Source organism: Bacillus sp. CD3-5, assembly GCF_006349665.1.
GTDB classification, from domain to species: Bacteria; Bacillota; Bacilli; order Bacillales; family Bacillaceae_G; genus Bacillus_A; species Bacillus_A paranthracis.
The window spans coordinates 150828-177612 of record NZ_VEPX01000003.1 but is presented as its reverse complement, the minus strand read 5'-3'; the positions used below and the strand labels follow the sequence as shown (position 1 = coordinate 177612).

Below are 26785 nucleotides of genomic sequence, written 5' to 3'. Positions count from 1 at the left end.
TATACTTGGCGGTAATCTTTACACTTGAAATAGAATTATTTCAAGATAAGCAGTTATTCAAAGTTTACTGCAATATTCTTAAATGAATGTTAAATAAAAATAAGAAAAATATAGGGTTAAAAAAGGGAAACGTATAAAGACGTTGAATATTTTTCTTATAAATAGTAAAGTTGCGATTGTTGTTCCATATATTGAGTTGTATGGTATAAATAAAGAAGGAGGTGCCAAAGAATGAACAGCAATGAAATATATGTTAGTCTTGACATCGGTACATCCAATGTTAAAGTCATCATTGGTGAAATGGTTAATGACAGCTTAAACATTATTGGTGTTGGAAATGTAAAATCAAATGGTTTAAAGAAGGGATCGATAGTTGATATAGACGAGACTGTTCGATCAATTAAAAAAGCAATTGAACAAGCTGAGCGCATGGTGGGAATCCACATTGAGCAAGTTGTAGTAGGTGTCAATGCAAACCAGGTACAGCTACTTCCTTGTCACGGAGTAGTCGCTGTTTCAAATGAAGATCGTGAAATCGGGAATGAAGATGTCTTACGCGTTCTAGATGCAGCACAAGTTGTGTCAATTGCTCCAGAACGTGAGTTTATTGATGTGGTACCTCGACAGTTCATTGTAGACGGTCTTGACGAGATTAACGATCCGCGCGGGATGATCGGTGTAAGATTAGAAATGGAAGGTACACTTATTACAGGCTCGAGAACTTTACTACATAACCTACTTCGTTGTGTAGAAAAAGCAGGTCTTGAAATTGTTGATATTTGTCTTCAACCTTTAGCGGCTGCAACAGTTGCTATATCTTCAGATGAAAAAAATAGAGGAGTAGCCCTTGTTGATATGGGGGGAGGATCTACAACTTTATCTATTTTTAAAGATGGAGAGTTACAAGCGACGAGCGTATTACCATTAGGTGGAGACCATATAACGAAAGATATTGCGATTGGGTTGAAAACTTCAACAGAAAATGCAGATCAAATTAAGTTGAAATATGGACATGCTTTTTATGATACAGCGTCTGAAGAAGAGATGTTTACGGTTCCTATTATGGGAAGCGATCAAACAGAACAATATTCTCAGTTGGAATTATCGGATATAATAGAGGCTCGTGTAGAGGAAATTTTAATGTTTGTTCAAGATGAAGTGCGTAAGTTAGGGGTAAAGCAAGTAGCTTCTGGTTATGTACTAACTGGTGGAATTGCTTCTATGCCAGGTGTTCTTGATCTTGCATATGATATTTTACATGAAAATGTTCGTATAGCAACTCCTGATTATATTGGCGTGCGTGAGCCCCAATATACAAGTGGAGTAGGATTAATTAAACATTCTTATCAAAAAGCTAAGTTGCGTGGGAAAAATGTGCAGGAAAAACAAGAGCATTTTGAACCAGTACCAGCACCAGCTCCAACGCCGGTACAACAGCAACCTGCGAAACAAAAAACGCGTAATCAAAACAATAATAATCAAAATGATGACCGTATGATGTCAAAAGTAAAACGTGTATTCCGTTATTTATGGGATTAAAATTGGACACGAAAAATGAGGTTCTAGGGGGATTTCGACATGTTAGAGTTTGATACTACTCAAGATCAATTAGCGAATATAAAAGTTATCGGTGTCGGCGGTGGCGGAAACAATGCTGTAAACCGTATGATTGAACACGGTGTACAAGGTGTAGACTTTATCGCTGTGAATACTGATGCACAAGCATTAAATCTATCAAAAGCTGAAACGAAAATGCAAATTGGTGGAAAATTAACACGTGGACTTGGTGCAGGTGCAAACCCTGAAGTAGGGAAAAAAGCTGCAGAAGAAAGTAAAGAACAGATCCAAGAAGCACTTCGTGGTGCTGATATGGTATTCGTAACTGCTGGTATGGGCGGCGGAACTGGAACTGGTGCAGCTCCAGTTGTTGCTCAAGTGGCAAAAGAATTAGGTGCATTAACAGTTGGTGTTGTAACACGCCCATTTACATTTGAAGGACGTAAGCGTGCAACACAAGCGGCATCTGGTATTGCGGCATTTAAAGAAAATGTAGATACACTTATTGTAATTCCAAACGATCGCTTATTAGAGATTGTTGATAAAAACACGCCAATGTTAGAGGCATTCCGTGAAGCAGATAACGTATTACGTCAAGGTGTTCAAGGTATTTCTGATTTAATTGCAACACCAGGTTTAATTAACTTAGACTTCGCAGACGTAAAGACAATTATGTCTAATAGAGGTTCTGCTTTAATGGGTATTGGTTCTGGTAATGGAGAAAATCGTGCTGCTGAAGCTGCGAAAAAAGCGATTTCTAGTCCATTATTAGAAACATCTATTGATGGAGCTCAAGGTGTTATCATGAACATTACGGGTGGAGCTAACTTAAGCTTATATGAAGTACAAGAAGCGGCAGACATTGTAGCTTCAGCTTCAGATCCAGAAGTAAATATGATCTTCGGTTCGGTTATTAATGAAGGATTAAAAGATGATATCGTTGTAACTGTAATTGCAACTGGTTTTGATGATACAATTGCAACTCAACCACCAAAACCAATTATCCGTCCGAATGTGAATCACACGCAACAACAGCAACAGCCAGTAGCTCAACCACCAAAACAACGTGAAGTAAAACGTGAAATGAAGCGTGAAGAGCCAGTTGTACATGAGCGTCATTCAGATTCAGATGATATCGATATTCCAGCATTCTTACGTAATCGTCGCAGACGATAAAAGAAAAGGAGCATTTATGCTCCTTTTTTGTTTTATACAGGGAAAAGATCTGCCTAAGCAGGTCTTTTTTATTTTATATATTTTAATCTATTCCGCTATTTGCCGGATAGCACGATTGGTGCGTGGCGATTAAAGTTTCACTTTATATGTAAGTAAAAAGTATATAGCATTCTATGAAACATATACTTTTATTTTTTACCGACAGATTATGTCTAGAAAGCACAAAATAACAAAAAAACACCTCCGCAAATTGACACACTTTCCTATTGGATATGCATTATACTAGTCTCAACTTAAAAAAAGAGGTGAATTGTTTGGTTGTTTACGCCGACGTTGTTTGGTTGTTAAACGCCTGCATTGATTTTCTTTTACTTTTATTAACGGCTACCGTGTTAAAAAAGAAGATCAAAAGATGGAGGCTTGTGTTAGGGGCATTGATAGGTTCAACCATTGTTATTTTTGCCTTTACTCCTTTTGCTTCTATGATGACACATCCGATTATGAAACTACTGTACTCGTTACTTATTGTGTATACAGCATTTGGGTTTACAACATTTAGAAATTATGCACAAACTGTTTTTACTTTTTACTTTGTAACCTTTATGGTTGGCGGAGGATTAATGGGCACTCATTTCTTTTTGCAAACGAATGAAATGGTAAATGGGTTGGTTCAATCTCAATCAATTTCTTACGGTGACCCAATTAGTTGGTTGTTCGTTATTTTTGGTTTTCCAGTCATTTATTATTTTTCTAAAAAGCGTATTGAAAGCGTAGAGGTTACAAAAATACACTATGATCAAATTGTGAAATTGAAAATTCAATTAGCTGAAGAGGAACTAGAACTCGCAGGTTTAATTGATAGTGGGAATCAACTTTACGACCCGTTAACGAAAACACCTGTTATGATTATGCATATTTCATCATTAGAACATTGTTTGCCAGCTTGGTTAACGGAACAAATTTATTCCAAAACACAGATTCCTCAAATACCAGAAAATGATTCTGGGTGGGCGACAAAATTACGCTTAATTCCTTTCCGAGCAGTAGGAGTAGAGAATCAATTTTTATGGGCAATTAAGCCAGAAAGTGTACAAATTTATCATGAAGGTAGTTCTATTGTCGTGAATAAAGTATTGATTGGATTAAATACACAACAGTTGTCAACCAATGGAGAATATCAATGTATTGTGCATCCGAAAATGTTAATTTCGCAAAAAATGGTAATTGCTTAATAATGGGAGGCGGGATAATATGATGAAATTAAAATTTTATTTAGTATACCTTTGGTATAAAGTATTGTTGAAATTAGGAATTAAGACCGATGAAATTTATTACATTGGTGGAAGTGAAGCGTTACCACCGCCGTTAACGAAAGAAGAAGAGGAAGTTTTATTAAATAAATTGCCAAAAGGAGATCAGGCGGCAAGGTCGTTACTGATTGAACGTAATTTACGGCTAGTCGTATATATAGCAAGAAAGTTTGAAAATACAGGGATAAATATTGAAGATTTGATTAGCATTGGAACAATCGGGCTTATTAAAGCGGTAAATACATTTAATCCAGAAAAGAAAATAAAATTAGCAACATATGCCTCACGTTGTATCGAAAATGAAATCTTAATGCATTTACGCCGCAATAATAAAAATCGTTCAGAAGTTTCTTTTGATGAACCACTTAACATCGATTGGGACGGGAATGAACTTTTATTATCAGATGTATTAGGGACAGACGATGATATTATTACAAAAGATTTAGAAGCTACTGTTGATCGTCATCTTCTAATGAAAGCATTACATCAATTGAATGATCGTGAAAAACAAATTATGGAACTTCGGTTTGGGCTCGCTGGAGGAGAGGAAAAGACGCAAAAAGATGTAGCAGATATGCTTGGGATTTCACAGTCATACATTTCGCGTTTGGAAAAAAGAATCATAAAAAGGTTACGAAAAGAATTTAATAAAATGGTGTAAAGAATAAGACCAGCCGTTATGTAGGCTGGTCTTATTCTCTTTCGTTGTATGAGGAGAGACAACGAAAATGAAAAATGAAGAGAAAACCGCATGCATAAAATCCCCTTCAAAGGAAATACTTTACACTGTACAGCAACTCCCGATAGGAGGGAACACTTTGACGAGAAACAAAGTAGAAATTTGCGGTGTTGATACAGCTAAACTTCCCGTACTAAAAAATGATGAAATGCGTAAATTATTTCGTGAAATGCAAAGTGGAGAGATAAGCGCAAGAGAGAAATTAGTGAATGGAAACTTACGTCTTGTACTGAGCGTCATCCAAAGATTTAATAACAGAGGAGAATATGTTGACGATTTATTTCAAGTTGGTTGTATCGGACTTATGAAATCCATTGATAATTTTGATTTAGGCCAAAATGTAAAATTTTCAACGTATGCTGTGCCGATGATTATTGGGGAAATACGCAGATATTTGCGTGATAACAATCCGATTCGCGTATCTCGCTCCTTACGAGATATTGCGTATAAAGCGTTACAAGTAAGAGAAAAGTTGATTGCAGAAAATTCAAAAGAACCAACAGCAATGGATATTGCAAAAGTGCTTGAAGTGACTCATGAAGAAATCGTTTTTGCTTTAGATGCAATTCAAGATCCAGTTTCATTATTTGAGCCGATTTATAACGATGGGGGGGATCCTATCTTTGTTATGGATCAGTTAAGTGATGAAAAACAAAAGGACGAGCAGTGGGTTGAAGAGTTAGCTCTAAAAGAAGGAATGAAGCGTTTAAATGATCGTGAGAAAATGATTATTCGAAAACGTTTCTTTCAAGGAAAAACACAAATGGAAGTTGCAGAAGAAATTGGGATTTCTCAAGCACAAGTGTCACGTTTAGAGAAATCAGCTATTAAACAAATGAATAAGACGATTCAAGGATAAGGTTTCACCATTTATGGTGAGACCTTTTTATATGTCATATAGTTTGTTTGCGCTCATAGTAGGATAGTTGTGTTCATATAATGAAAATAATATGAGGTTGGTAAGAGGGTGCTTCCTGTTCATTTGTGAAACAATGTTTTTTCGATTCGTCATATATAAGGGAGAGGATGAAAGTGATACAAATTTCGGAATTGCAGATGAAAGATATAATAAATGTTTCAGACGGAAAAAGGCTGGGGAATATTGGCGATATTGAAATTGATATGAACACAGGGAAGATCGATTCTATTATTATTTCTAAACAGGCACGTATGTTTGGGATTTTTGGGAAAGACGTAGAAATTGTAATTCCTTGGAAAGAAATTGTGAAAATTGGGGAAGATGTCATACTTGTTAGAGTAAATCCTGTTAATTCTGTAACAGAATCAATACAAACACCGACAATTTCATAAAGAATATTACAAATTCCTCTTTTTTTTCTGTTAGGATTATGAAAAAATAAAAGTATGGTAAAATAGACAGGAAGTACCATGCTTTTTTATGTTATTTTAATTAAAAGGAGCAGCCTTATGAGAGAACCATTTAAATATGTGGACGGTATACTGTATTTAGAAGCGTGGAAAGAACTTGGAAACATTACTGCTGGATTTACGACAAAAGATGGTGGGGTAAGTACGGGCTCCTTTCATGCAATGAATTTAGGATTACATGTGAATGATATTGCCGAGAACGTTCATGAAAATAGACGCATTTTAGCAAATAAGTTACAAAAACCATTAGAAAACTGGATTTGCTCTGAACAAGTTCATGATCATCATGTTGAAAAAGTAGGACAACAGGAAAAAGGAAGTGGCGTTTATTCATATGAAGACGGCATTTCAAAAACAGATGGCATTTATACGACTAATAATGATGTTCTTTTAACATCTTGTTATGCGGATTGTGTTCCACTCTATTTTTATGCACCATCACATGGTATGATAGGACTTGCGCATGCTGGATGGAAAGGGACTGTAAAAGAGATTGCAAAAGAAATGATTCAAAAATGGAATGCAGAAGGGATTTCGAGTGATGAAATTCATGTTGCGATTGGACCAGCAATTGGATCTTGTTGTTACGTTGTTGATGATCGAGTGTTAACAGCAGCAGAGCAAGTAGTAAACGGTTCTGTTCCTTATAAAAAAGTTTCAGACGGACAGTACGCAATTGATTTAAAAGAAATTAATCGTATATTATGTGTACAAGCAGGCATAAAAGAAGAGAATATTGTAATGTCATCTCTTTGTACAAGCTGTGAAGAACAACTGTTTTTCTCTCATCGTCGTGATCAAGGTAAGACAGGGAGAATGTTGAGTTTCATAGGTTTTAAGGAGGATGAAAGCAAGTGACAGTACAAAAAAATTTAACAACTGTAAACGAAGCAATTAAACAATCTTGCGCGCGAGCGGGACGTTCTTTGCAAGATATTAAACTCGTTGCAGTTACAAAAACGGTAGGAATTGAAAAAACAAACGAAGTAATTGAAGCAGGAATTATCGATTTAGGTGAAAATAGAAATGAAGGTTTCTTACAGAAGTATGAACATTTCGGTTCAAAAGTGAATTGGCATTTTATTGGATCATTACAAACGAGAAAAGTAAAAGAAATCATTAATGAAATCGATTATTTACATTCATTAGATCGTCTTTCACTTGCAAAAGAAATTCAAAAACGTGCGGATAAGAAAGTGAAATGTTTTATTCAAGTGAAAACATCATCTGAAGAATCAAAGCAAGGATTGGCAATAGAAGAAACCGTTTCTTTTATTCAAAGTTTGCAAGAATTGGATAAGATTGAAGTGGTTGGACTAATGACAATGGCTCCGTTTACAGAAGAAGAGGAAGAAATCAGACGCTGTTTTAAGACATTACGTATGCTACAAACAAAGGTGCAGGAGTTAGAATTATTACATGCGCCATGTAAAGAATTATCAATGGGAATGTCTAATGATTACACCATTGCAATTGAAGAAGGTGCTACATACATTCGTTTGGGGACGATTTTAGTAGGAAAAGCGTAAAAGGAAGGAGAATCTTATTATGAGTTGGTCAAAAGTAAAATACTTCTTTTTTGATACACCTGAAGAAAAAGAAGCAGCTCAATATAGTTATGAAAAGGAGCAAACGGACATGAAGAAGCAGCAAGATCCGCCAGAACAACAAGATGTTACGTTTCCAAAAGCGCAAACGAAACAAAATGTTGTGAGCATTGAAACAGCGAAGCAATCCTCAAAAGTTGTTTTATTAGAACCACGCACATATTCGGAAGCGCAAGGAATTGCGGACCATTTAAAAGGTAGACGAGCTGTTGTAATTAATTTACAACGAATGTCTACGGATCAAGCTGTACGTATCGTTGACTTTTTAAGTGGTACTGTATACGCTATAGGCGGGGACATTCAAAAAATAGGACCGAAAACATTTATGTGTACGCCTGAAAATGTAGATATAGTTGGTGCAATTTCAGAGTTATTCGGTGAAGAAGAAGACACAAATATAAAGAGGTGGTAATACGCCATGGAAACAGTTTTAAGGCTTTTAGTTACTGCTATCGAGATTTACTCGTGGGCACTTATTATTTACATTCTCCTATCATGGTTCCCAGGTGCAAAGGAATCAACTTTCGGAGATTTTCTTGCCCGTATTTGTGAACCGTATTTAGAACCATTTCGCAGATTTATTCCGCCGCTTGGTATGATTGACATCTCACCACTTGTTGCGATTTTTGCGTTGAGACTTGCTACAAGTGGTTTAGTAACTTTATTCGGCTATTTCTTATAGTAAGAGGTTAAATACATGAGCATCTACGAGCATTTTAGACCTGATGAAGTGGTCTTTGTGGATAAAGTGTTAGAGTGGAAGCGAGCAGCAGAGTACCATCAAGTGAAGTTAACAGACTTTCTTGATCCAAGACAACAACAAATTGTCACGATGGTAATAGGACAAGGAGATGTTGCTGTACAATTTGATGGTGCAACGTCTCAAGCAGAGCGCAAAAGAGCACTCATTTATCCGGACTATCTAGTAATAAATGAAGAGGAATTTCAAGTAGAAGTATTGGAAATTGACTATCCTTCCAAGTTTTATACGCTAGAGCATAGGCAAATATTAGGTACATTTATGTCTCTCGGTTTAACGAGAGAAAAATGTGGTGATATTTTGCTTCAAGAAGATCGTGCCCAAATTGTAGTCGCGAAAGAAGTTGTATCTTATATTGAGATGAACTTACAATCTATAGGAAAAGTGAAAGTCTCCTTATCACCAGTGCAAGGGGAAAAAATTCTACAGATACAAGAAACGTGGGGGGAGAAATCCGGAACGGTTTCTTCACTTCGTTTAGATGTTATGTTAGCTGAAATGTTACATATATCTAGGCAAAAAGTACAACCTTTCATAAAAAATGGTTTAGTAAAAGTGAATTGGAAAACAGTGGAGCAAACCTCTTATGAATGTTATCCAGGAGATGTTTTTTCAGTGAGAGGATATGGACGCAGTAAATTGTTTTCTGTAGAAGGTAGAACAAAGCGCGACAAATGGAGAATTTTGTATGGTATACTAAAATGATTGGTTTTTTAGAAGGAAATCCTCCTATTTTGTCGAAGAAAAGATATAATTGAAAGAGGAAATTTAGATAACTACTTGGAGGTGGCGTTGTGCCGTTAACACCATTAGATATTCATAACAAAGAATTTGGTCGCGGATTCCGTGGCTATGATGAGGATCAAGTAAATGAGTTTCTTGATCAAATTATCAAAGATTATGAATTAGTCATTCGTGAGAAAAAAGCTTTAGAAGAACAAGTTGCGCAATTAGAAGGGAAGTTAGATCATTTCTCTAATATTGAAGATACGTTAAACAAATCTATCGTTGTTGCACAAGAAGCAGCGGAAGAAGTAAAACGTAATGCCCAAAAAGAAGCGAAATTAATTGTACGTGAAGCTGAAAAGAATGCAGACCGTATTATTAACGAAGCTTTAGTAAAATCAAGAAAAGTTGCTTTTGATATTGAAGAGCTAAAGAAACAAGCGAAAGTATTCCGCACTCGTTTCCGTATGTTATTAGAAACACAGCTTGAAATGTTAAACAACGATGATTGGGATAAACTAATTGAGTTAGAAGACGAAGTAGACGAGCTGTTGAAAAAAGAAGAAACAGTGTAAGCTTGACGTTTTTCTCATTATTACATATAATTTTAAACAACATATTTATTAAGAAAAACGAAGATAGGGATAAGTACCTTTTTCATACCTTATATAGCGAACTGAGGATGGTGTAAGCTCAGGATAAGGAGATAATGGGAATATCACCCTGGAGTTCCGCGCTGAACAAATAGAGTAAGCGTAGGCGTATATTCGCGTTAAGAATATAAAGAGGATTGTATACATACGTATAGAATCTACTAGGGTGGTACCGCGGGAGACTTTCTCGTCCCTTTTTGGGATGAGAAAGTCTCTTTTTTATTCCGTTTTTTAGGTCTTTCTTTTATACATGTAAGGAGGAATTGAGCATGGAGTACAAAAATACATTACTAATGCCAAAAACAGAGTTCCCGATGCGTGGGAATTTACCAAAACGTGAGCCTGCAATGCAAGAAAAGTGGGCGGAAATGAATATTTATGAAAAGGTACAAGAACATACGAAAGGTCGTCCTTTATTTGTACTGCATGATGGACCTCCATATGCGAATGGTGACATTCATATGGGACATGCATTAAATAAAGTATTAAAAGACTTTATCGTTCGTTATAAATCAATGACTGGTTTCTGTGCACCATATGTCCCAGGTTGGGATACACACGGTTTACCAATTGAACAAGCTTTAACAAATAAAGGTGTGAAGCGTAAAGAAATGACAGTTGCTGAGTTCCGTAAGTTATGTGCAGAGTATGCATATGAACAAGTAGAACGTCAGCGTGAGCAATTTAAGCGTTTAGGTGTACGTGCTGATTGGGATAACCCATACATTACTTTAGAGCCAGCATATGAAGCACAACAAATTAAAGTGTTTGGTGATATGGCGAAAAAAGGTTATATCTATAAAGGACAAAAACCAGTTTATTGGTCACCAACGAGTGAATCAGCTTTAGCAGAAGCTGAAATTGAATACCAAGATAAAAAATCTGCATCTATTTACGTAGCATTTCCTGTAAAAGATGGAAAGAACGTATTAGAAGGTGATGAGAAATACATTATCTGGACAACAACGCCTTGGACGTTGCCTGCAAACTTAGGTATTTCTGTTCACCCAGAACTTGAATACGCTATTGTAAAAGTAAATGATGAAAAATATATTATTGCTTCTGAACTATTTGAGACAGTTGCAAAAACGTTAGAGTGGGAAAACGCTGAAGTTGTGAAAACAGTAAAAGGTAGTGAGCTTGAGTATACAGTTGCAAAGCATCCATTCTACGATCGTGATTCATTAGTTATGCTAGGAGATCACGTAACAACAGATGCAGGTACAGGTTGTGTTCATACAGCACCAGGACACGGGGAAGATGACTTTATTGTTGGTAAAAAGTATGGCTTAGAAGTACTTTGCCCAGTTGATGATAAAGGTGTATTAACAGAGGAAGCACCTGGATTTGAAGGCTTATTCTATGATAAAGCTAACAAGCCAATTACAGAAAAATTAGAAGAAGTAGGCGCATTACTGAAGCTAACATTCATTACGCATTCATATCCACATGATTGGAGAACGAAAAAACCTATTATTTTCCGTGCGACAGCACAGTGGTTTGCATCTATTGAAGCATTCCGTAAAGAGTTATTAGAAGCTGTTGCGGAAACAAAATGGGTACCAGCATGGGGCGAAACTCGTCTTCATAACATGGTTCGTGACCGTGGTGACTGGTGTATTTCTCGTCAACGTGCATGGGGTGTGCCAATTCCTGTATTCTATGCTGAGAATGGTGATCCAATCATTACGGATGAAACAATTAACCATGTAGCTGATTTATTCCGTGAACACGGTTCTAACGTATGGTTTGAGCGTGAAGCGAAAGATCTATTACCAGAAGGATTTACACATCCAGGTAGCCCAAATGGTGAATTCCGTAAAGAAACAGACATCATGGATGTATGGTTCGACTCAGGTTCTTCTCACCAAGCGGTATTAGAAGAGCGCAATGACTTACAACGTCCAGCAGATTTATATTTAGAAGGATCTGACCAATATCGTGGTTGGTTTAACTCTTCATTATCGACAGCAGTTGCTGTAACAGGAAAAGCGCCATATAAAGGCGTACTAAGCCACGGTTTCGTATTAGATGGTGAAGGACGTAAAATGAGTAAGTCGATTGGTAACATCGTCGTACCGAAGAAAATTATGGATCAATTAGGCGGAGATATTTTACGATTATGGGTATCTTCTGTTGACTATCAATCTGATGTACGTATTTCGGATGATATTTTAAAACAAGTAGCAGAAGTGTATCGTAAAATCCGTAACACATTCCGTTTCTTGTTAGGAAACTTAGACGACTTTAAGCCAAGTGAAAATACAGTAGCTATAGCTGAACTTCGTGAAGTAGATCGTTACATGTTAGTGAAATTAAATGACTTAATTACAAAAGTAAAAGAAGCATATGAGACATACGACTTCGCTGCTGTATATCATGCAATTCATAACTTCTGTACAATTGATTTAAGTTCATTCTACTTAGACTTTGCAAAAGACATTTTATACATTGAAGGTGCGAACCATGAAGATCGTCGTGCAATTCAAACTGTATTATATGATGTTCTTGTTGCATTAACGAAACTTGTAACACCAATCTTACCGCATACAGCTGATGAAGTATGGCCATACATTCCAGGTGTAACAGAAGAAAGTGTACAATTAACTGATATGCCAGAAGCTACACAATTAGATGGTGCAGAAGCATTAAAAACAAAATGGGATGCGTTTATGACATTGCGTGATGACGTATTAAAAGCGTTAGAAGTAGCTCGTAATGAAAAGGTAATCGGTAAGTCATTAAATGCAAGTATTACGCTATATCCAACTGCAGAAATGAAAGCTATGTTAGAGTCTATTAACGAAGACTTAAAGCAATTATTCATCGTTTCTGAGTACAAACTTGGTGGCATGATGGAAGAAGCGCCAGCAGATGCACCGAAGTATGAACATACAGCGGTTGTTGTTGTTCAAGCAACTGGTGAAACATGTGAACGTTGTTGGGTAGTTTCAGAAACAATTGGTAAAGATGCTGAACATGAAACATTATGTGAGCGTTGTGCAACGGTTGTTAAAGAAAATTATGTAAAATAATAAGGGGTGACTGCACGTAAAGTGCAGTCATTTTTTTGGTTAACAGTATATTGAAATAACTTTCACTCTCTTTCCTATGAAGGAAAAATGTGTGAGAGGTAAGCATATAAATTTCGGACACACTAATCGTACATTGCAACTGGGAGGAATGTACACGTGAATGAAATGTATATGGAAATCAAAGAAGAATTGCAATTGATGCGAAAAGAGTTACAAGAGAGGCTAGCTAAAGAGGTTATGTACAAATATAATACAGAGTTTAGCGAAGAGCTTGGGTATGAAATTAAGGAAGAGATAAAGAAAAAACTTTTATTACATGATATAAAAGAGGATTTAAAAGATGTAGAACGTGCATTATTTAAAATGGAAATAGATATGTATGGTATTTGTGAAGATACAGGGAGAGTAATGTCGGTAAAACAAATGAAAACGATGCCGACTGCACGTACCATTCATGAATTTTTCTATGAAAAAGTAAATGTATGAATGTGCACAACGATATTATATTACCTTTTTTTAATTTATTTTATTCTTCTATAAAGGTTCATTGTGAAAAGGTGGCAGCTATGCTAAAATTTTGAGGTACACTGTCTTTGTGGGGGAAATGAAAATGATATATTATGTAATAGCGTTATTTGTCATTGCCATCGATCAAATATCGAAATGGCTAATTGTAAAGAACATGGAATTGGGTACGAGTATTCCGATTATCGATAATGTATTATACATAACATCACATCGAAATAGAGGAGCTGCTTGGGGTATTTTAGAAAATAAAATGTGGTTTTTCTACATTATTACAGTCGTTTTTGTAGCATTTATCGTATTTTATATGAAAAAATATGCAAAAACAGACAAGCTTCTAGGAATTTCATTAGGTCTAATTTTAGGCGGAGCAATTGGTAATTTTATTGATCGTGTATTTAGACAAGAAGTAGTGGATTTCATTCACGTGTATATTTTCTCGTATAACTATCCAGTATTTAATATCGCTGATTCAGCATTATGTATTGGTGTTGTATTAATTATTATTCAAACATTATTAGAAGGCAAGAAAACGAAGGAGTAATTGAATGAGTGAAGTAGTACAAGTAACAGTTGCAGAAGAACAAAAAAACGAGCGAATTGATAAATTCGTTGCAGGAATAAATAATGAATGGTCACGTACACAAGTACAACAATGGATTAAAGATGACGTTGTTACAGTTAATGGAAAAGCTGTAAAAGGGAATTATAAAGTTAGAGAAAATGATGAAATTACAGTGACGATTCCTGAGCCAGAAGAGTTAGATATTCAGCCAGAAGATATGAACTTAGAAATTTATTATGAAGATGCAGATGTACTTGTTGTTAATAAGCCGCGTGGTATGGTTGTGCATCCAGCACCAGGTCATACAAGTGGTACACTTGTGAACGGTCTTATGCACCATTGTACAGACTTATCAGGCATTAATGGTGTGATGCGTCCGGGTATCGTGCATCGTATTGATAAAGATACGTCTGGTCTATTAATGGTTGCTAAAAATGATATGGCACACGAATCACTTGTAAATCAACTTGTAGCAAAAACAGTAACGAGACGTTACAAAGCGATTGTACACGGTGTTATTCCGCACGATAAGGGAACGATTGATGCTCCGATTGCTCGTGATAAGAAAGAACGCCAAAGTATGACGGTTGATGAAAATGGTAAGCATGCTGTTACGCATTTCCAAGTGTTAGAGCGATTCAAAGATTTCACACTTGTAGAATGTCGCTTAGAAACAGGGCGTACACATCAAATTCGTGTTCATATGAAATATATTGGCTATCCACTTGCAGGAGATCCAAAGTATGGACCAAAGAAAACATTAGATATGAACGGACAAGCACTTCATGCAGGTATTTTAGGCTTTGATCATCCTCGTACTGGTGAATATATTCAGTTTGAGGCACCGATTCCAGAAGTATTTGAAGATGCATTAAATATTTTACGAAAATAGTATTGACAAATCATAAGAAAACTGAGATACTGACAACAGTTAAATAATGATCCTTTAACACAGCCCCGTGAGGTTGAGAAGGTAACGGTTTGAAATGCATAGGGTATGCTATACCCTTTTTCAAAAGTCCTCTCGCACACGCTGAGAGGACTTTTTTTATACCATTACTCTCACGCAAGAAAAAAGCTTGGAGGTGTAGAGCATGCAAGAGAAAGCTGTCGTTTTAGATGACCAAATGATTCGCCGCGCTTTAACACGAATTAGTCATGAAATTGTGGAACGAAATAAAGGTGTCGATAATTGTGTTCTTGTCGGAATTAAAACTCGTGGAATTTTTATTGCACAACGTTTGGCAGAACGAATTGGTCAAATTGAAGGAAAAGAAATAGAGGTTGGAGAGCTAGACATTACGTTATATCGTGATGATTTAACGCTACAATCGAAAAATAAAGAACCACTTGTAAAAGGTTCTGATATCCCTGTAGATATTACGAAGAAAAAAGTTATCCTTGTAGATGATGTATTATATACAGGTAGAACAGTTCGAGCAGCAATGGATGCTCTGATGGATTTAGGTAGACCATCACAAATCCAATTGGCGGTGCTTGTTGATAGAGGTCATCGTGAACTACCAATTCGCGCTGATTATGTAGGAAAGAACATTCCAACATCAAGTGAAGAGCGTATCGAAGTTGATTTGCAAGAGACAGATCAACAAGATCGAGTAAGCATATACGATAAGTAAAGCCCTTTTAAATGTAGTCCTGTGAGGCTGCCAAAGGGTCTTGGCTTTCATATGTCAAATTTGGCATACGAAAGTGTAGGACTCTTTGTGCACAGGCACAAAGAGTTTTTTTATTGCAAAGATTTAAACTGAAGGAGGATGTAACAATGGAACAAAAGCCAGTGTTAGACGTTAATGAAGTACCGAAACCGGGAAAATGGTTATTTTTAAGTATACAACATTTGTTCGCGATGTTTGGATCAACAGTGCTTGTTCCGTTTTTAACAGGATTGAATCCGTCAGTAGCATTAATATCAAGTGGATTAGGAACGTTAGCGTTTCTTCTTATAACGAAAGGTCAAGTACCTGCCTATCTAGGATCATCATTCGCCTTTATCGCACCGATTATAACAGCAAAAACGGCAGGTGGACCGGGAGCAGCAATGCTTGGTGGGTTGCTAGCAGGGCTTGTGTATATCTTAATCTCAATCGGAATTAAGAAATCAGGATCAAAGTGGATTATGAAATTACTACCACCAATCGTAGTTGGCCCGGTAGTAATGGTAATCGGTTTAGCATTAGCACATACAGCAGTTAACATGGCGATGAACGGTGCGGATGGCAAATATAGCTTTACACACTTTTCAGTGGCATTAGTAACATTAGCAATTACAATTATATGCTCAATATTCGGAAGAGGATTTTTCAGTATCATACCAGTGTTACTTGGCATTATCGGCGGATATATTTTCGCTTACTTCCAAGGGCTAGTAGACTTAAAGCCGGTAGCTGAGGCAAAATGGTTTGTTGTACCAGATTTCACAGTACCATTTGTAACATACACACCAGAGTTTTCATGGAAGATCGTACTCTTGATGGTACCAGTAGCACTAGTAACAATTTCAGAACATATCGGACACCAAATTGTACTAGGAAATGTTATTAAAAGAGATTTAATTGAAAAACCTGGTTTACACCGTTCAATCTTCGGTGATGGAGTAGCAACATTAATCGCATCACTAATTGGTGGACCACCGAATACAACGTATGGTGAAAACATCGGTGTGCTAGCAATTACAAGAGCGTACAGTGTATACTTATTCATCGGTTCAGCTGTATTCGCAATCATGTTCGGATTTATCGGTAAGATTTCTGCACTGATTCATTCGATACCAACACCAGTTATGGGTGGTGTATCCATCTTACTATTCGGTGTAATCGCATCAAGCGGATTACGTATGATGGTAGACGATAAAACAGATTTAAGTGACAAACGAAACTTAATGATTGCATCAGTAATACTAGTAATCGGTATTGGTGGAGCGGTACTTCATGTAGGAGAATCATTCCAAGTAGAAGGAATGGCACTAGCAGCAATTGTAGGTGTACTGCTAAATTTACTACTACCGGAAACGAAACAAATAAAACAATCTAAGCAGATTGCTTCATAATAATAACCTTTTAATTCAGTCCTGTGAGACTGGAAAGGGTGGCTTCTTTCTTGCACCCTAGTCTCACATGACTAGGGTATTTTTATGCAAAGGTTGTTATAAAAATACAAAAGTGGTAACATAAAAATCAGAAAGATGAGGGATGACGATGAGCCATTTGTTAACGATGAGTGAATTATCGGAAGTAGAAATTTCAGAAATCCTAAAAGACGCAGAAGATTTTGCGAATGGGAAAGAAAGCAAAACGACAGAGCAAACTTTTGTTGCAAACTTGTTCTTTGAGAATAGTACGAGAACAAGATTTAGCTTTGAAGTTGCTGAGAAGAGATTAGGACTTGATGTTTTAAACTTTTCAGCTGATGCATCTAGCGTACAAAAAGGAGAAACATTATACGATACGATAAGAACACTAGAATCAATCGGAACAAAAGCAGTGGTCATCCGCCACGAGCAAGATCGCTACTTCGATGAACTAAAAGATCAGGTGAATATTCCAATCTTAAACGCTGGAGATGGATGTGGAAACCACCCAACGCAGTGCTTACTCGACCTTCTTACAATTAAACAAGAGTTTGGAAGATTTGAAGGATTGAAGATTGCGATAGTAGGAGATGTTCGTCATAGCCGAGTAGCACGTTCGAATGCAGAAGCATTAACGAAACTGGGTGCAACAATTTACTTCGCAAGTCCAGAAGAGTGGAAAGATGAAGACAACACATTTGGAACATACAAACCATTAGATGAGCTTGTTCCAGAAGTGGATGTAATGATGTTACTTCGTGTACAACATGAGCGTCATGATCATTATGAAACAGACATTATGAAAGAGTATCATGAGAAACACGGATTAACAGTGGAAAGAGAACAGCGTATGAAAGAAGGAAGCATTATTATGCATCCAGCTCCTGTAAACCGAGATGTTGAAATTGCAAGTGAACTTGTTGAGTGTGAGCGTTCACGCATATTTAAACAAATGGAAAATGGAGTTTACGTAAGAATGGCTGTACTAAAACGCGCCTTACCAAATGTATTAGGAGGAATGAAACATGAATTACTTGTTTAAAAATGGTCGTTATATGAATGAAGAAGGAAAAATCGTAGCAACAGATCTTCTCGTACAAGACGGTAAAATCGCTAAGGTAGCAGAAAATATTACGGCAGATAATGCTGAAGTAATCGATGTGAACGGAAAGTTAATCGCACCTGGATTAGTAGATGTACATGTACACCTTCGTGAACCAGGTGGTGAACATAAAGAAACAATTGAAACAGGTACACTAGCAGCGGCAAAAGGTGGATTCACTACAATTTGTGCAATGCCAAATACACGCCCAGTACCAGATTGTAGAGAACATATGGAAGACTTACAAAATCGTATTAAAGAAAAAGCGCATGTTAACGTATTACCATATGGAGCAATTACAGTACGTCAAGCGGGTTCTGAAATGACAGATTTCGAAACGTTAAAAGAACTTGGAGCATTTGCTTTCACTGATGACGGTGTAGGCGTACAAGATGCTAGCATGATGTTAGCTGCTATGAAACGTGCAGCGAAATTAAATATGGCAGTAGTTGCGCACTGTGAAGAGAATACTCTTATTAATAAAGGTTGTGTACATGAAGGGAAGTTTTCTGAGAAACACGGATTAAACGGTATCCCATCAGTATGTGAATCTGTACATATTGCAAGGGATATACTGCTTGCTGAAGCGGCAGATTGTCACTATCACGTATGTCACGTAAGTACGAAAGGCTCTGTACGTGTAATCCGTGATGCAAAGCGCGCTGGAATTAAAGTAACAGCAGAAGTAACACCACATCACCTAGTGTTATGTGAAGATGATATCCCATCAGCTGACCCTAACTTTAAAATGAACCCACCGCTTCGTGGAAAAGAAGATCATGCAGCATTAATTGAAGGTTTATTAGATGGAACAATCGATATGATCGCAACTGATCATGCACCGCATACAGCAGAAGAGAAAGCACAAGGAATTGAAAGAGCACCATTCGGAATTACTGGTTTTGAAACAGCATTCCCGCTTTTATACACAAACCTTGTGAAAAAAGGAATTATTACATTAGAACAATTAATTCAATTCTTAACAGAAAAGCCAGCTGATACATTCGGCTTAGAAGCAGGTCGCCTGAAAGAAGGTAGAACAGCTGATATTACAATTATTGATTTAGAACAAGAAGAAGAGATTGACCCAACAACATTCTTATCAAAAGGAAAAAATACACCATTCGCAGGTTGGAAATGCCAAGGATGGCCGGTAATGACAATCGTTGGTGGTAAGATCGCATGGCAAAAGGAGAGTGCATTAGTATGAAAAGACAACTTATCTTAGAAGATGGAACAGTATTAATTGGAACAGGTTTCGGAGGAGAAATCGAAAAGTCAGGTGAGGTTGTATTTACAACAGGAATGACTGGATATCAAGAAACATTATCTGATCCATCATATTGCGGTCAAATTGTAACATTCACGTACCCATTAATCGGAAACTACGGCATCAACCGTGACGATTTTGAATCGATTCACCCATCTGTAAATGGTTTAATCGTAAACGAAATTTGTGATCACCCATCAAACTTCCGTAATGAAATTTCGTTAAATGACTACTTAAAAGAAAGAAACATCCCAGGATTAGCAGGGATTGATACGAGAAAATTAACGAGAAAAATTCGTCAATACGGTACATTACGCGGACGCCTTTGTAATATGGATGCAGATGTAGAATACATCGTGAGTCAATTAAAAGCGACAGTATTTACAGATCATGTGAAACGCGTATCAACGAAAGATCCATACCCAAGCCCAGGCCGCGGACATCGCGTTGTACTAGTAGACTTCGGTATGAAACATGGTATTTTAAGAGAATTAAATAAACGTGATTGCGATGTGATTGTAGTTCCTTACAACACAACAGCTGAAGAAATTTTACGCCTTAGCCCAGATGGGATTATGCTAAGTAACGGACCTGGGGATCCAAAAGATGTACCAGAAGCAATTGAAATGTTAAAAGACATTATCGGTAAAGTTCCTTTATTCGGAATTTGCCTAGGACATCAATTGTTCGCTCTAGCATCTGGTGCGAATACAAGTAAGTTAAAATTCGGCCACCGTGGGTTAAACCATCCAGTAAAAAATCTTGCAACTGGAAAAGTAGCAATTACATCTCAAAACCATGGTTACGCAGTAGAAGAAGAATCAGTTGAAAATACAGAACTTGAAATTACACATGTTGCTTTAAATGATGGAACAGTAGAAGGCCTTCGTCATAAGAAGTTCCCTGCATTTACAGTACAATACCATCCAGAAGCTTCAGCAGGACCAGAAGATGCAAATGATTTATTCGAAGATTTCTTAACAATGATTGAAAACTTCAAGAAAGAAGGGGAAGAGTTATGCCAAAACGCCTAGACATTAACACAATTTTAGTAATCGGATCGGGACCAATTGTAATTGGGCAAGCAGCGGAGTTTGACTACTCTGGTACACAAGCTTGTCAATCTCTTAAAGAGGAAGGTTACAAAGTAATCCTTGTTAACTCTAACCCAGCAACAATTATGACCGATACTGCAACAGCAGATAAAGTATACATTGAGCCTTTAACATTAGAATTCGTAAGCCGAATCATTCGTAAAGAACGTCCAGATGCAATCTTACCAACATTAGGTGGTCAAACAGGTTTAAACATGGCTGTTGAACTTGCAAAATCAGGCGTACTTGAAGAGTGCGGAGTTGAAATTTTAGGAACAAAATTATCGGCAATCGAGCAAGCGGAAGATCGTGATTTGTTCCGTACATTAATGCAAGATTTAAATGAACCAACACCACCAAGTGAAATCATTCATAACCTTGATGAAGCATATAGCTTTGTAAACGAAATTGGTTATCCAGTAATCGTTCGTCCAGCATTCACATTAGGCGGAACGGGCGGCGGAATTTGCCATAACGAAGAAGAGTTAATTGAAATCGTAACAAGTGGTTTAAAACATAGCCCAGTAACACAATGTTTATTAGAGAAAAGTATTGCTGGTTGTAAAGAAATTGAATATGAAGTAATGCGTGATTCAAATGATAACGCGATTGTAGTATGTAACATGGAAAACATTGATCCAGTTGGTGTTCATACAGGGGATTCAATCGTTGTAGCACCGAGCCAAACGTTAAGCGACCGTGAATACCAAATGTTACGTAACACTTCATTACGAATTATTCGTGCACTAGGAATTGAAGGTGGATGTAACGTTCAGCTTGCACTAGATCCATATAGCTTCCAATACTATGTAATCGAAGTAAACCCACGTGTAAGTCGTTCATCTGCATTAGCATCTAAAGCAACTGGATATCCAATTGCGAAATTAGCAGCGAAAATTGCAGTCGGCTTAACATTAGATGAAATCGTAAACCCAGTAACACAAAAAACTTACGCTTGCTTCGAGCCAGCATTAGACTATGTTGTTTCAAAAATTCCACGCTGGCCATTTGATAAGTTTGAATCAGCGAACAGAACACTTGGAACGCAAATGAAAGCAACTGGTGAGGTTATGTCAATCGGACGTAACTTAGAAGAATCATTATTAAAAGCGGTTCGTTCTTTAGAGCTTGGCATTTATCACTTAGAATTAGACCACTTAAAAGAACTTGATAAAGAAACAATGAAAAAACGCATTATTAAAGCAGATGATGAGCGACTGTTTATCATAGCAGAAGCAATTCGTCAAGGTGTAACGAAAGAAGAGATTAACGAATGGTGTGAAATGGACTTCTTCTTCTTACAAAAAGTTGAAAACATCGTAAATATGGAACGCGAAGTAAAAGCGAATGTAGGAAATATGGAAGTACTACAAACCGCAAAAGAAATGGGCTTCAGCGATCACTACATCGCAGCAGCTTGGAACAAAACGGAGCGCGAAATTTACGATATGCGTAAAGAAAATAATATGACGCCAGTATTCAAAATGGTAGATACTTGTGCGGCAGAGTTTGAATCTGCAACACCGTATTACTACAGCACATACGCTGAGGAGAACGAATCAATTGTAACAGATCGTAAGAGTGTAGTAGTTCTAGGATCTGGTCCGATCCGCATTGGTCAAGGTGTTGAGTTTGACTATGCAACAGTTCACTCAGTATGGGCAATTAAAGAAGCTGGATATGAAGCGATTATCATTAACAATAACCCAGAAACTGTTTCAACAGACTTCAGTATTTCTGACAAATTATACTTTGAACCATTAACGATTGAAGATGTAATGCACATCATCGATTTAGAAAAGCCAGAAGGTGTTATCGTTCAGTTTGGTGGACAAACGGCGATTAACTTAGCGGCAAAATTAGAAGAACATGGTGTGAAGATTTTAGGAACATCACTTGAAGACTTAGACCGTGCAGAAGATCGTGATAAATTCGAAGCTGCTTTAACAAAACTTGGTATCCCACAACCAGTTGGTAAAACAGCAACGACTGTAGAACAAGCGGTAGCAATCGCAGAAGAAATTGGTTACCCAGTATTAGTAAGACCATCTTACGTACTAGGTGGACGTGCGATGGAAATCGTATATCGTCAAGAAGAACTACTGCACTACATGAAAAATGCAGTTAAAGTTCACGCAGATCACCCAGTATTAATCGACCGTTACATGGTCGGTAAAGAAATTGAAGTAGATGCAATTTCAGACGGTGAGAATGTATTCATTCCAGGTATTATGGAACATATTGAACGCGCTGGAGTTCACTCTGGTGACTCAATTGGAGTATATCCACCACAAAGCTTATCTGAAAAATTAAAAGAACAAATTATTGAACATACAATTGCACTTGGAAAAGGATTAAACATTGTTGGATTACTAAATATTCAGTTTGTAGTATTCGAAGATCAAGTGTACGTAATTGAAGTAAATCCACGTGCGAGCCGTACAGTACCATTCTTAAGTAAAATTACAGGTGTACCAATGGCAAACGTTGCAACGAAAGTTATTCTAGGGCAAGACCTAGTAGAGCAAGGATACGGAACGGGCTATCACCCAGAAGAGAAAGAAGTATATGTAAAAGCTCCGGTATTCTCATTCGCGAAACTACGCTCAGTGGATACAACATTAGGACCTGAAATGAAATCAACAGGGGAAGTAATGGGTAAAGATTTAACGCTTGAAAAAGCATTATACAAAGGGTTAGTTGCTTCTGGAATTAACATCCCAACGCACGGATCAGTAATCATTACTGTAGCGGATAAAGATAAAGAAGAGGCGATGGAAATTGCAAAACGTTTCCATGAAATCGGCTATAACTTATTAGCAACAGCTGGAACAGCAAAATCGTTAACAGAGCAAAATATCCCAGTACAAGTTGTAAACAAAATTGATTCTGAGGACTACAACTTACTAGATATTATCCGCCAAGGAAAAGCACAGTTTGTAATCAATACATTAACAAAAGGCAAACAACCAGCGCGTGATGGTTTCCGCATTCGCCGTGAATCAGTAGAAAATGGTGTAGCTTGCTTAACATCACTTGATACAACGAGAGCAATCTTACGAGTATTAGAATCTATGACATTCTCAGCTCATTCAATGAAAGAAATTACGCAAACAAAGCGTCACGAGGTGGTACATGCATGATGCAAAAGCAAAATATGATCGTCGTTAATCAAAAAGAAATCGCAAAGAACATTTACGAATTAGTGCTTCAAGGAACTTTAGTACAGCAAATGAACGAACCAGGGCAGTTTGTACACATTAAGGTAGCAGAGGGCATTGCGCCCCTTCTGCGCCGCCCAATTAGTATTTGTAATGTAGATCAAGAGAAGAACGAATTTACAATGCTATATCGTGCGGAAGGACAAGGGACAAAAACATTAGCAACTAAAAAACAAGGTGAAATGGTAGATGTATTAGGACCATTAGGACACGGTTTTCCTGTAGAAGAAGCAGAAGCTGGTCAAACAGCTTTACTAGTAGGCGGGGGGATTGGTGTACCACCACTTTATGAACTATCACAGCGCCTCGTTGCAAAAGGTGTACGTGTGATTCACATCTTAGGTTTCCAAACGAAAGATGTCGTTTTCTATGAAGAAAAATTTGCAGAGCTTGGTGATACGTACGTTGCGACAGTAGACGGTACACACGGTACAAAAGGATTTGTCACAGATGTAATTGATCATTATGGAATTGACTTTGATATTCTTTATTCATGTGGTCCGTTAGCGATGCTTCGTGCATTAGAAGGACGTTACAAAGAGAAAAAAGCCTATATTTCATTAGAAGAACGTATGGGCTGTGGTATTGGAGCTTGTTTCGCATGTGTATGCCACTTACAAGAAGATCCAAGTGGACATTCTTACAAGAAGGTGTGTAGCGACGGACCAGTATTTCCAATCGGGGAGGTTGTACTATGAACAGATTGCAAGTTGAATTACCAGGATTATCATTAAAAAATCCAATTATACCGGCATCTGGATGCTTTGGATTTGGTCGTGAATATGCACAGTTTTACGATTTAAGTGTACTAGGATCAATCATGATTAAAGCGACGACAGAACAACCACGCTATGGAAATCCGACGCCTCGTGTTGCTGAAACACCGGGTGGCATGTTAAATGCAATCGGACTTCAAAACCCAGGATTAGAAAAAGTAATGAATTCTGAATTACCATGGTTAGAACAATTTGACCTTCCAATCATTGCAAACGTTGCAGGTTCACAAGCTGAGGATTACGTAGCGGTTGCAAAGGAAATTTCTAAAGCGCCTAATGTCCATGCACTAGAATTAAATATTTCTTGTCCGAACGTAAAAACAGGTGGTATCGCCTTTGGTACAAATCCTGAAATTGCTGCTGATTTAACGAAGCGAGTAAAAGAGGTTTCTGAAGTACCTGTATACGTGAAGTTGTCACCGAACGTGGCAAACATTGTAGAAATCGCAAAAGCGATTGAAAATGCAGGTGCCGATGGTTTAACGATGATTAATACATTGCTTGGTATGCGTCTAGATTTAAAAACAGCTAAACCAATTTTAGCAAACCGTACAGGTGGATTATCAGGTCCTGCGATTAAGCCAGTAGCAATTCGTATGGTACATGAAGTAAGCCAAGCGGTTAACATTCCAATTATCGGAATGGGTGGTATTGAAACAGCGGAAGATGTAATCGAATTCTTCTACGCTGGCGCAAGCGCAGTTGCAGTAGGTACAGCGAACTTTATCGATCCGTTCGTATGTCCGACAATTATTGAAGAGTTACCAGCGTTACTAGATGAATTAGGATTTGATCACATTTCGGAATGCCAAGGAAGGAGCTGGAAGCAAACATGTCACAGTCGTTAATCGTTGCATTAGATTTTCCAGGGAAACAAGATGTAGAACAATTCTTGCGCCACTTTGAAGGGGAAGAGTTATTTGTCAAAGTTGGTATGGAGTTATTTTACAAAGAAGGCCCTGCGATTATTACGTACTTAAAAGAAAAAGGACATAAGATTTTTCTAGATTTAAAACTTCATGATATTCCGAATACAGTAAAAAGCGCTATGCGTAGCCTAGCTAGTCTAGATGTTGATATGGTAAATGTTCATGCTGCTGGGGGAAGCAGTATGATGAAAGCTGCGATTGAGGGATTAGAGGAAGGTAAGCAAGAAGGAAAAGAGAGACCGATTTGTATTGCAGTTACACAACTAACAAGCACTTCGGAAGCTATGATGAAAAAAGAGATCGGCATTGAGAAAACGTTAGAAGAAGCGGTTGCTCATTATGCAAAACTAACGAAAGAAAGTGGACTTGATGGCGTTGTTTGTTCAACGCTTGAAGTTCCGAAATTACGTGAAGTATGCGGAAATGAATTTGTAACAGTAACACCGGGGATTCGTCTTGCGAGCGATGATGTAAATGACCAGGTGCGCGTAGCAACACCGAAACGTGCGAGGGAACTTGGCTCAAGCTATATCGTAGTTGGACGTAGTATTACAAAAGCAGAAAATCCGCTTGAAGCGTATAAAACAGTAAAACAACAGTGGGAAGGTGTAACAGTATGAAAAAAGAAATCGCATCGCATTTATTAGAAATTGGAGCAGTATTTTTACAACCAAATGATCCATTCACATGGTCTTCAGGTATGAAATCACCAATTTATTGTGATAACCGTTTAACTTTATCTTATCCGAAAGTACGTCAAGCAATTGCAGCTGGATTAGAAGAGTTAATTAAAGAGCACTTCCCAACTGTAGAAGTTATTGCAGGAACAGCAACTGCTGGTATTGCGCACGCTGCATGGGTAAGCGATCGTATGGATTTACCAATGTGCTACGTACGTAGTAAAGCAAAAGGTCACGGTAAAGGGAACCAAATCGAAGGAAAAGCTGAAAAAGGTCAAAAGGTAGTAGTAGTAGAAGACTTAATTTCAACTGGCGGTAGTGCAATTACATGTGTAGAAGCACTTCGTGAAGCTGGCTGTGAAGTATTAGGAATCGTATCAATCTTCACATACGAGCTAGAAGCAGGAAAAGAAAAACTAGAAGCAGCTAACGTAGCATCATACTCTTTAAGCGACTACAGTGCATTAACTGAAGTAGCAGCAGAAAAAGGTATGATCGGACAAGCTGAAACGAAAAAATTACAAGAGTGGCGTAAAAATCCAGCTAACGAAGCTTGGATCACAGCGTAACACGAAAAAAGACG

The 26785-nt window shown here is 37.5% G+C and carries 26 protein-coding genes and 1 other annotated feature; all 26 genes read left to right on the top strand.

What is annotated here, in order from left to right; genetic code table 11:
• Positions 1 to 231 precede the first annotated feature (231 nt).
• The 26 genes from ftsA to pyrE all read left to right on the top strand — a co-directional run bounded on the left by ftsA (position 232) and on the right by pyrE (position 26771).
• Complete coding sequence (gene ftsA, locus FH036_RS08290; protein WP_001087553.1) at positions 232 to 1539, top strand: cell division protein FtsA; 1308 nt, start codon at positions 232 to 234, stop codon at positions 1537 to 1539.
• A gap of 39 nt (positions 1540 to 1578) precedes the next feature.
• Complete coding sequence (gene ftsZ / locus FH036_RS08285; RefSeq protein ID WP_000888991.1) at positions 1579 to 2733, top strand: cell division protein FtsZ; 1155 nt, start codon at positions 1579 to 1581, stop codon at positions 2731 to 2733.
• 314 nt (positions 2734 to 3047) lie between these two features.
• Entirely contained in the window at positions 3048 to 3965 is a 918-nt protein-coding gene (gene spoIIGA, locus FH036_RS08280; RefSeq protein WP_000261994.1) for a sigma-E processing peptidase SpoIIGA, read from the top strand.
• Positions 3966 to 3984: 19 nt separating this feature from the next.
• The gene (sigE, locus tag FH036_RS08275) at positions 3985 to 4704 is read left to right on the top strand and encodes an RNA polymerase sporulation sigma factor SigE (RefSeq protein WP_000976948.1); all 720 of its coding nucleotides are present in this window, start codon (positions 3985 to 3987) and stop codon (positions 4702 to 4704) included.
• A gap of 157 nt (positions 4705 to 4861) precedes the next feature.
• Entirely contained in the window at positions 4862 to 5641 is a 780-nt protein-coding gene (gene sigG, locus FH036_RS08270) for an RNA polymerase sporulation sigma factor SigG (RefSeq protein WP_000197753.1), read from the top strand.
• A 167-nt stretch (positions 5642 to 5808) separates the two neighbouring features.
• Entirely contained in the window at positions 5809 to 6093 is a 285-nt protein-coding gene (locus FH036_RS08265; protein WP_001998116.1) for a YlmC/YmxH family sporulation protein, read from the top strand.
• Positions 6094 to 6210: 117 nt separating this feature from the next.
• Positions 6211 to 7029 carry a peptidoglycan editing factor PgeF gene (gene pgeF, locus FH036_RS08260; protein ID WP_001209002.1) on the top strand — a complete coding sequence of 273 codons (819 nt, stop codon included), beginning with the start codon at positions 6211 to 6213 and terminating at the stop codon, positions 7027 to 7029.
• Complete coding sequence (locus FH036_RS08255; protein WP_044791556.1) at positions 7026 to 7700, top strand: YggS family pyridoxal phosphate-dependent enzyme; 675 nt, start codon at positions 7026 to 7028, stop codon at positions 7698 to 7700. Before pgeF ends, FH036_RS08255 begins: the two co-directional genes overlap by 4 nt.
• A 19-nt stretch (positions 7701 to 7719) precedes the next feature.
• A complete protein-coding gene (locus FH036_RS08250; RefSeq protein WP_000119138.1) occupies positions 7720 to 8190 on the top strand; it encodes a cell division protein SepF in 471 nt (156 codons plus the stop codon).
• 6 nt (positions 8191 to 8196) lie between these two features.
• Positions 8197 to 8460: a YggT family protein gene (locus tag FH036_RS08245; RefSeq protein WP_000450919.1), complete on the top strand. Its 264-nt coding sequence runs from the start codon at positions 8197 to 8199 to the stop codon at positions 8458 to 8460.
• Positions 8461 to 8475: 15 nt separating this feature from the next.
• On the top strand, positions 8476 to 9243 hold the full coding sequence (locus tag FH036_RS08240) for a YlmH family RNA-binding protein (RefSeq protein ID WP_000029725.1): 768 nt from the start codon (positions 8476 to 8478) through the stop codon (positions 9241 to 9243).
• A gap of 89 nt (positions 9244 to 9332) precedes the next feature.
• Complete coding sequence (divIVA, locus tag FH036_RS08235; RefSeq protein ID WP_001131612.1) at positions 9333 to 9839, top strand: septum site-determining protein DivIVA; 507 nt, start codon at positions 9333 to 9335, stop codon at positions 9837 to 9839.
• A gap of 51 nt (positions 9840 to 9890) precedes the next feature.
• Positions 9891 to 10115: a binding site (T-box leader), on the top strand.
• Positions 10116 to 10186: 71 nt separating this feature from the next.
• A complete protein-coding gene (gene ileS2, locus FH036_RS08230; RefSeq protein WP_000455926.1) occupies positions 10187 to 12952 on the top strand; it encodes an isoleucine--tRNA ligase in 2766 nt (921 codons plus the stop codon).
• A 156-nt stretch (positions 12953 to 13108) separates the two neighbouring features.
• Complete coding sequence (locus FH036_RS08225; RefSeq protein WP_001004664.1) at positions 13109 to 13438, top strand: TraR/DksA C4-type zinc finger protein; 330 nt, start codon at positions 13109 to 13111, stop codon at positions 13436 to 13438.
• A 124-nt stretch (positions 13439 to 13562) separates the two neighbouring features.
• Entirely contained in the window at positions 13563 to 14021 is a 459-nt protein-coding gene (lspA, locus tag FH036_RS08220) for a lipoprotein signal peptidase LspA (protein ID WP_000642177.1), read from the top strand.
• Between the two features lie 4 nt (positions 14022 to 14025).
• Positions 14026 to 14934, top strand: coding sequence for an RluA family pseudouridine synthase (locus tag FH036_RS08215; RefSeq protein WP_000005838.1), 909 nt, complete (start codon positions 14026 to 14028; stop codon positions 14932 to 14934).
• 202 nt (positions 14935 to 15136) lie between these two features.
• Positions 15137 to 15679: a bifunctional pyrimidine operon transcriptional regulator/uracil phosphoribosyltransferase gene (gene pyrR / locus FH036_RS08210; protein WP_001156487.1), complete on the top strand. Its 543-nt coding sequence runs from the start codon at positions 15137 to 15139 to the stop codon at positions 15677 to 15679.
• Positions 15680 to 15825: 146 nt separating this feature from the next.
• Positions 15826 to 17109: a uracil permease gene (gene uraA, locus FH036_RS08205; protein WP_000435920.1), complete on the top strand. Its 1284-nt coding sequence runs from the start codon at positions 15826 to 15828 to the stop codon at positions 17107 to 17109.
• 148 nt (positions 17110 to 17257) lie between these two features.
• Positions 17258 to 18172, top strand: coding sequence for an aspartate carbamoyltransferase (gene pyrB / locus FH036_RS08200; RefSeq protein ID WP_000018853.1), 915 nt, complete (start codon positions 17258 to 17260; stop codon positions 18170 to 18172).
• Entirely contained in the window at positions 18156 to 19442 is a 1287-nt protein-coding gene (gene pyrC / locus FH036_RS08195) for a dihydroorotase (RefSeq protein ID WP_001108374.1), read from the top strand. Before pyrB ends, pyrC begins: the two co-directional genes overlap by 17 nt.
• Positions 19439 to 20536 (top strand): carbamoyl phosphate synthase small subunit, encoded by a 1098-nt coding sequence (locus FH036_RS08190; RefSeq protein ID WP_000828682.1) that lies wholly within the window; start codon positions 19439 to 19441, stop codon positions 20534 to 20536. Before pyrC ends, FH036_RS08190 begins: the two co-directional genes overlap by 4 nt.
• Positions 20521 to 23739, top strand: coding sequence for a carbamoyl-phosphate synthase large subunit (gene carB, locus FH036_RS08185; RefSeq protein WP_001126112.1), 3219 nt, complete (start codon positions 20521 to 20523; stop codon positions 23737 to 23739). The genes FH036_RS08190 and carB overlap by 16 nt, the downstream gene beginning before the upstream one ends.
• Entirely contained in the window at positions 23736 to 24515 is a 780-nt protein-coding gene (gene pyrK, locus FH036_RS08180) for a dihydroorotate oxidase B electron transfer subunit (RefSeq protein WP_000983352.1), read from the top strand. The genes carB and pyrK overlap by 4 nt, the downstream gene beginning before the upstream one ends.
• Complete coding sequence (gene pyrD, locus FH036_RS08175; RefSeq protein ID WP_001081057.1) at positions 24512 to 25441, top strand: dihydroorotate oxidase B catalytic subunit; 930 nt, start codon at positions 24512 to 24514, stop codon at positions 25439 to 25441. The genes pyrK and pyrD overlap by 4 nt, the downstream gene beginning before the upstream one ends.
• Complete coding sequence (pyrF, locus tag FH036_RS08170; RefSeq protein ID WP_000083496.1) at positions 25426 to 26142, top strand: orotidine-5'-phosphate decarboxylase; 717 nt, start codon at positions 25426 to 25428, stop codon at positions 26140 to 26142. The genes pyrD and pyrF overlap by 16 nt, the downstream gene beginning before the upstream one ends.
• Complete coding sequence (pyrE, locus tag FH036_RS08165) at positions 26139 to 26771, top strand: orotate phosphoribosyltransferase (RefSeq protein WP_000711449.1); 633 nt, start codon at positions 26139 to 26141, stop codon at positions 26769 to 26771. The genes pyrF and pyrE overlap by 4 nt, the downstream gene beginning before the upstream one ends.
• The last annotated feature ends 14 nt before the right edge of the window (positions 26772 to 26785 follow it).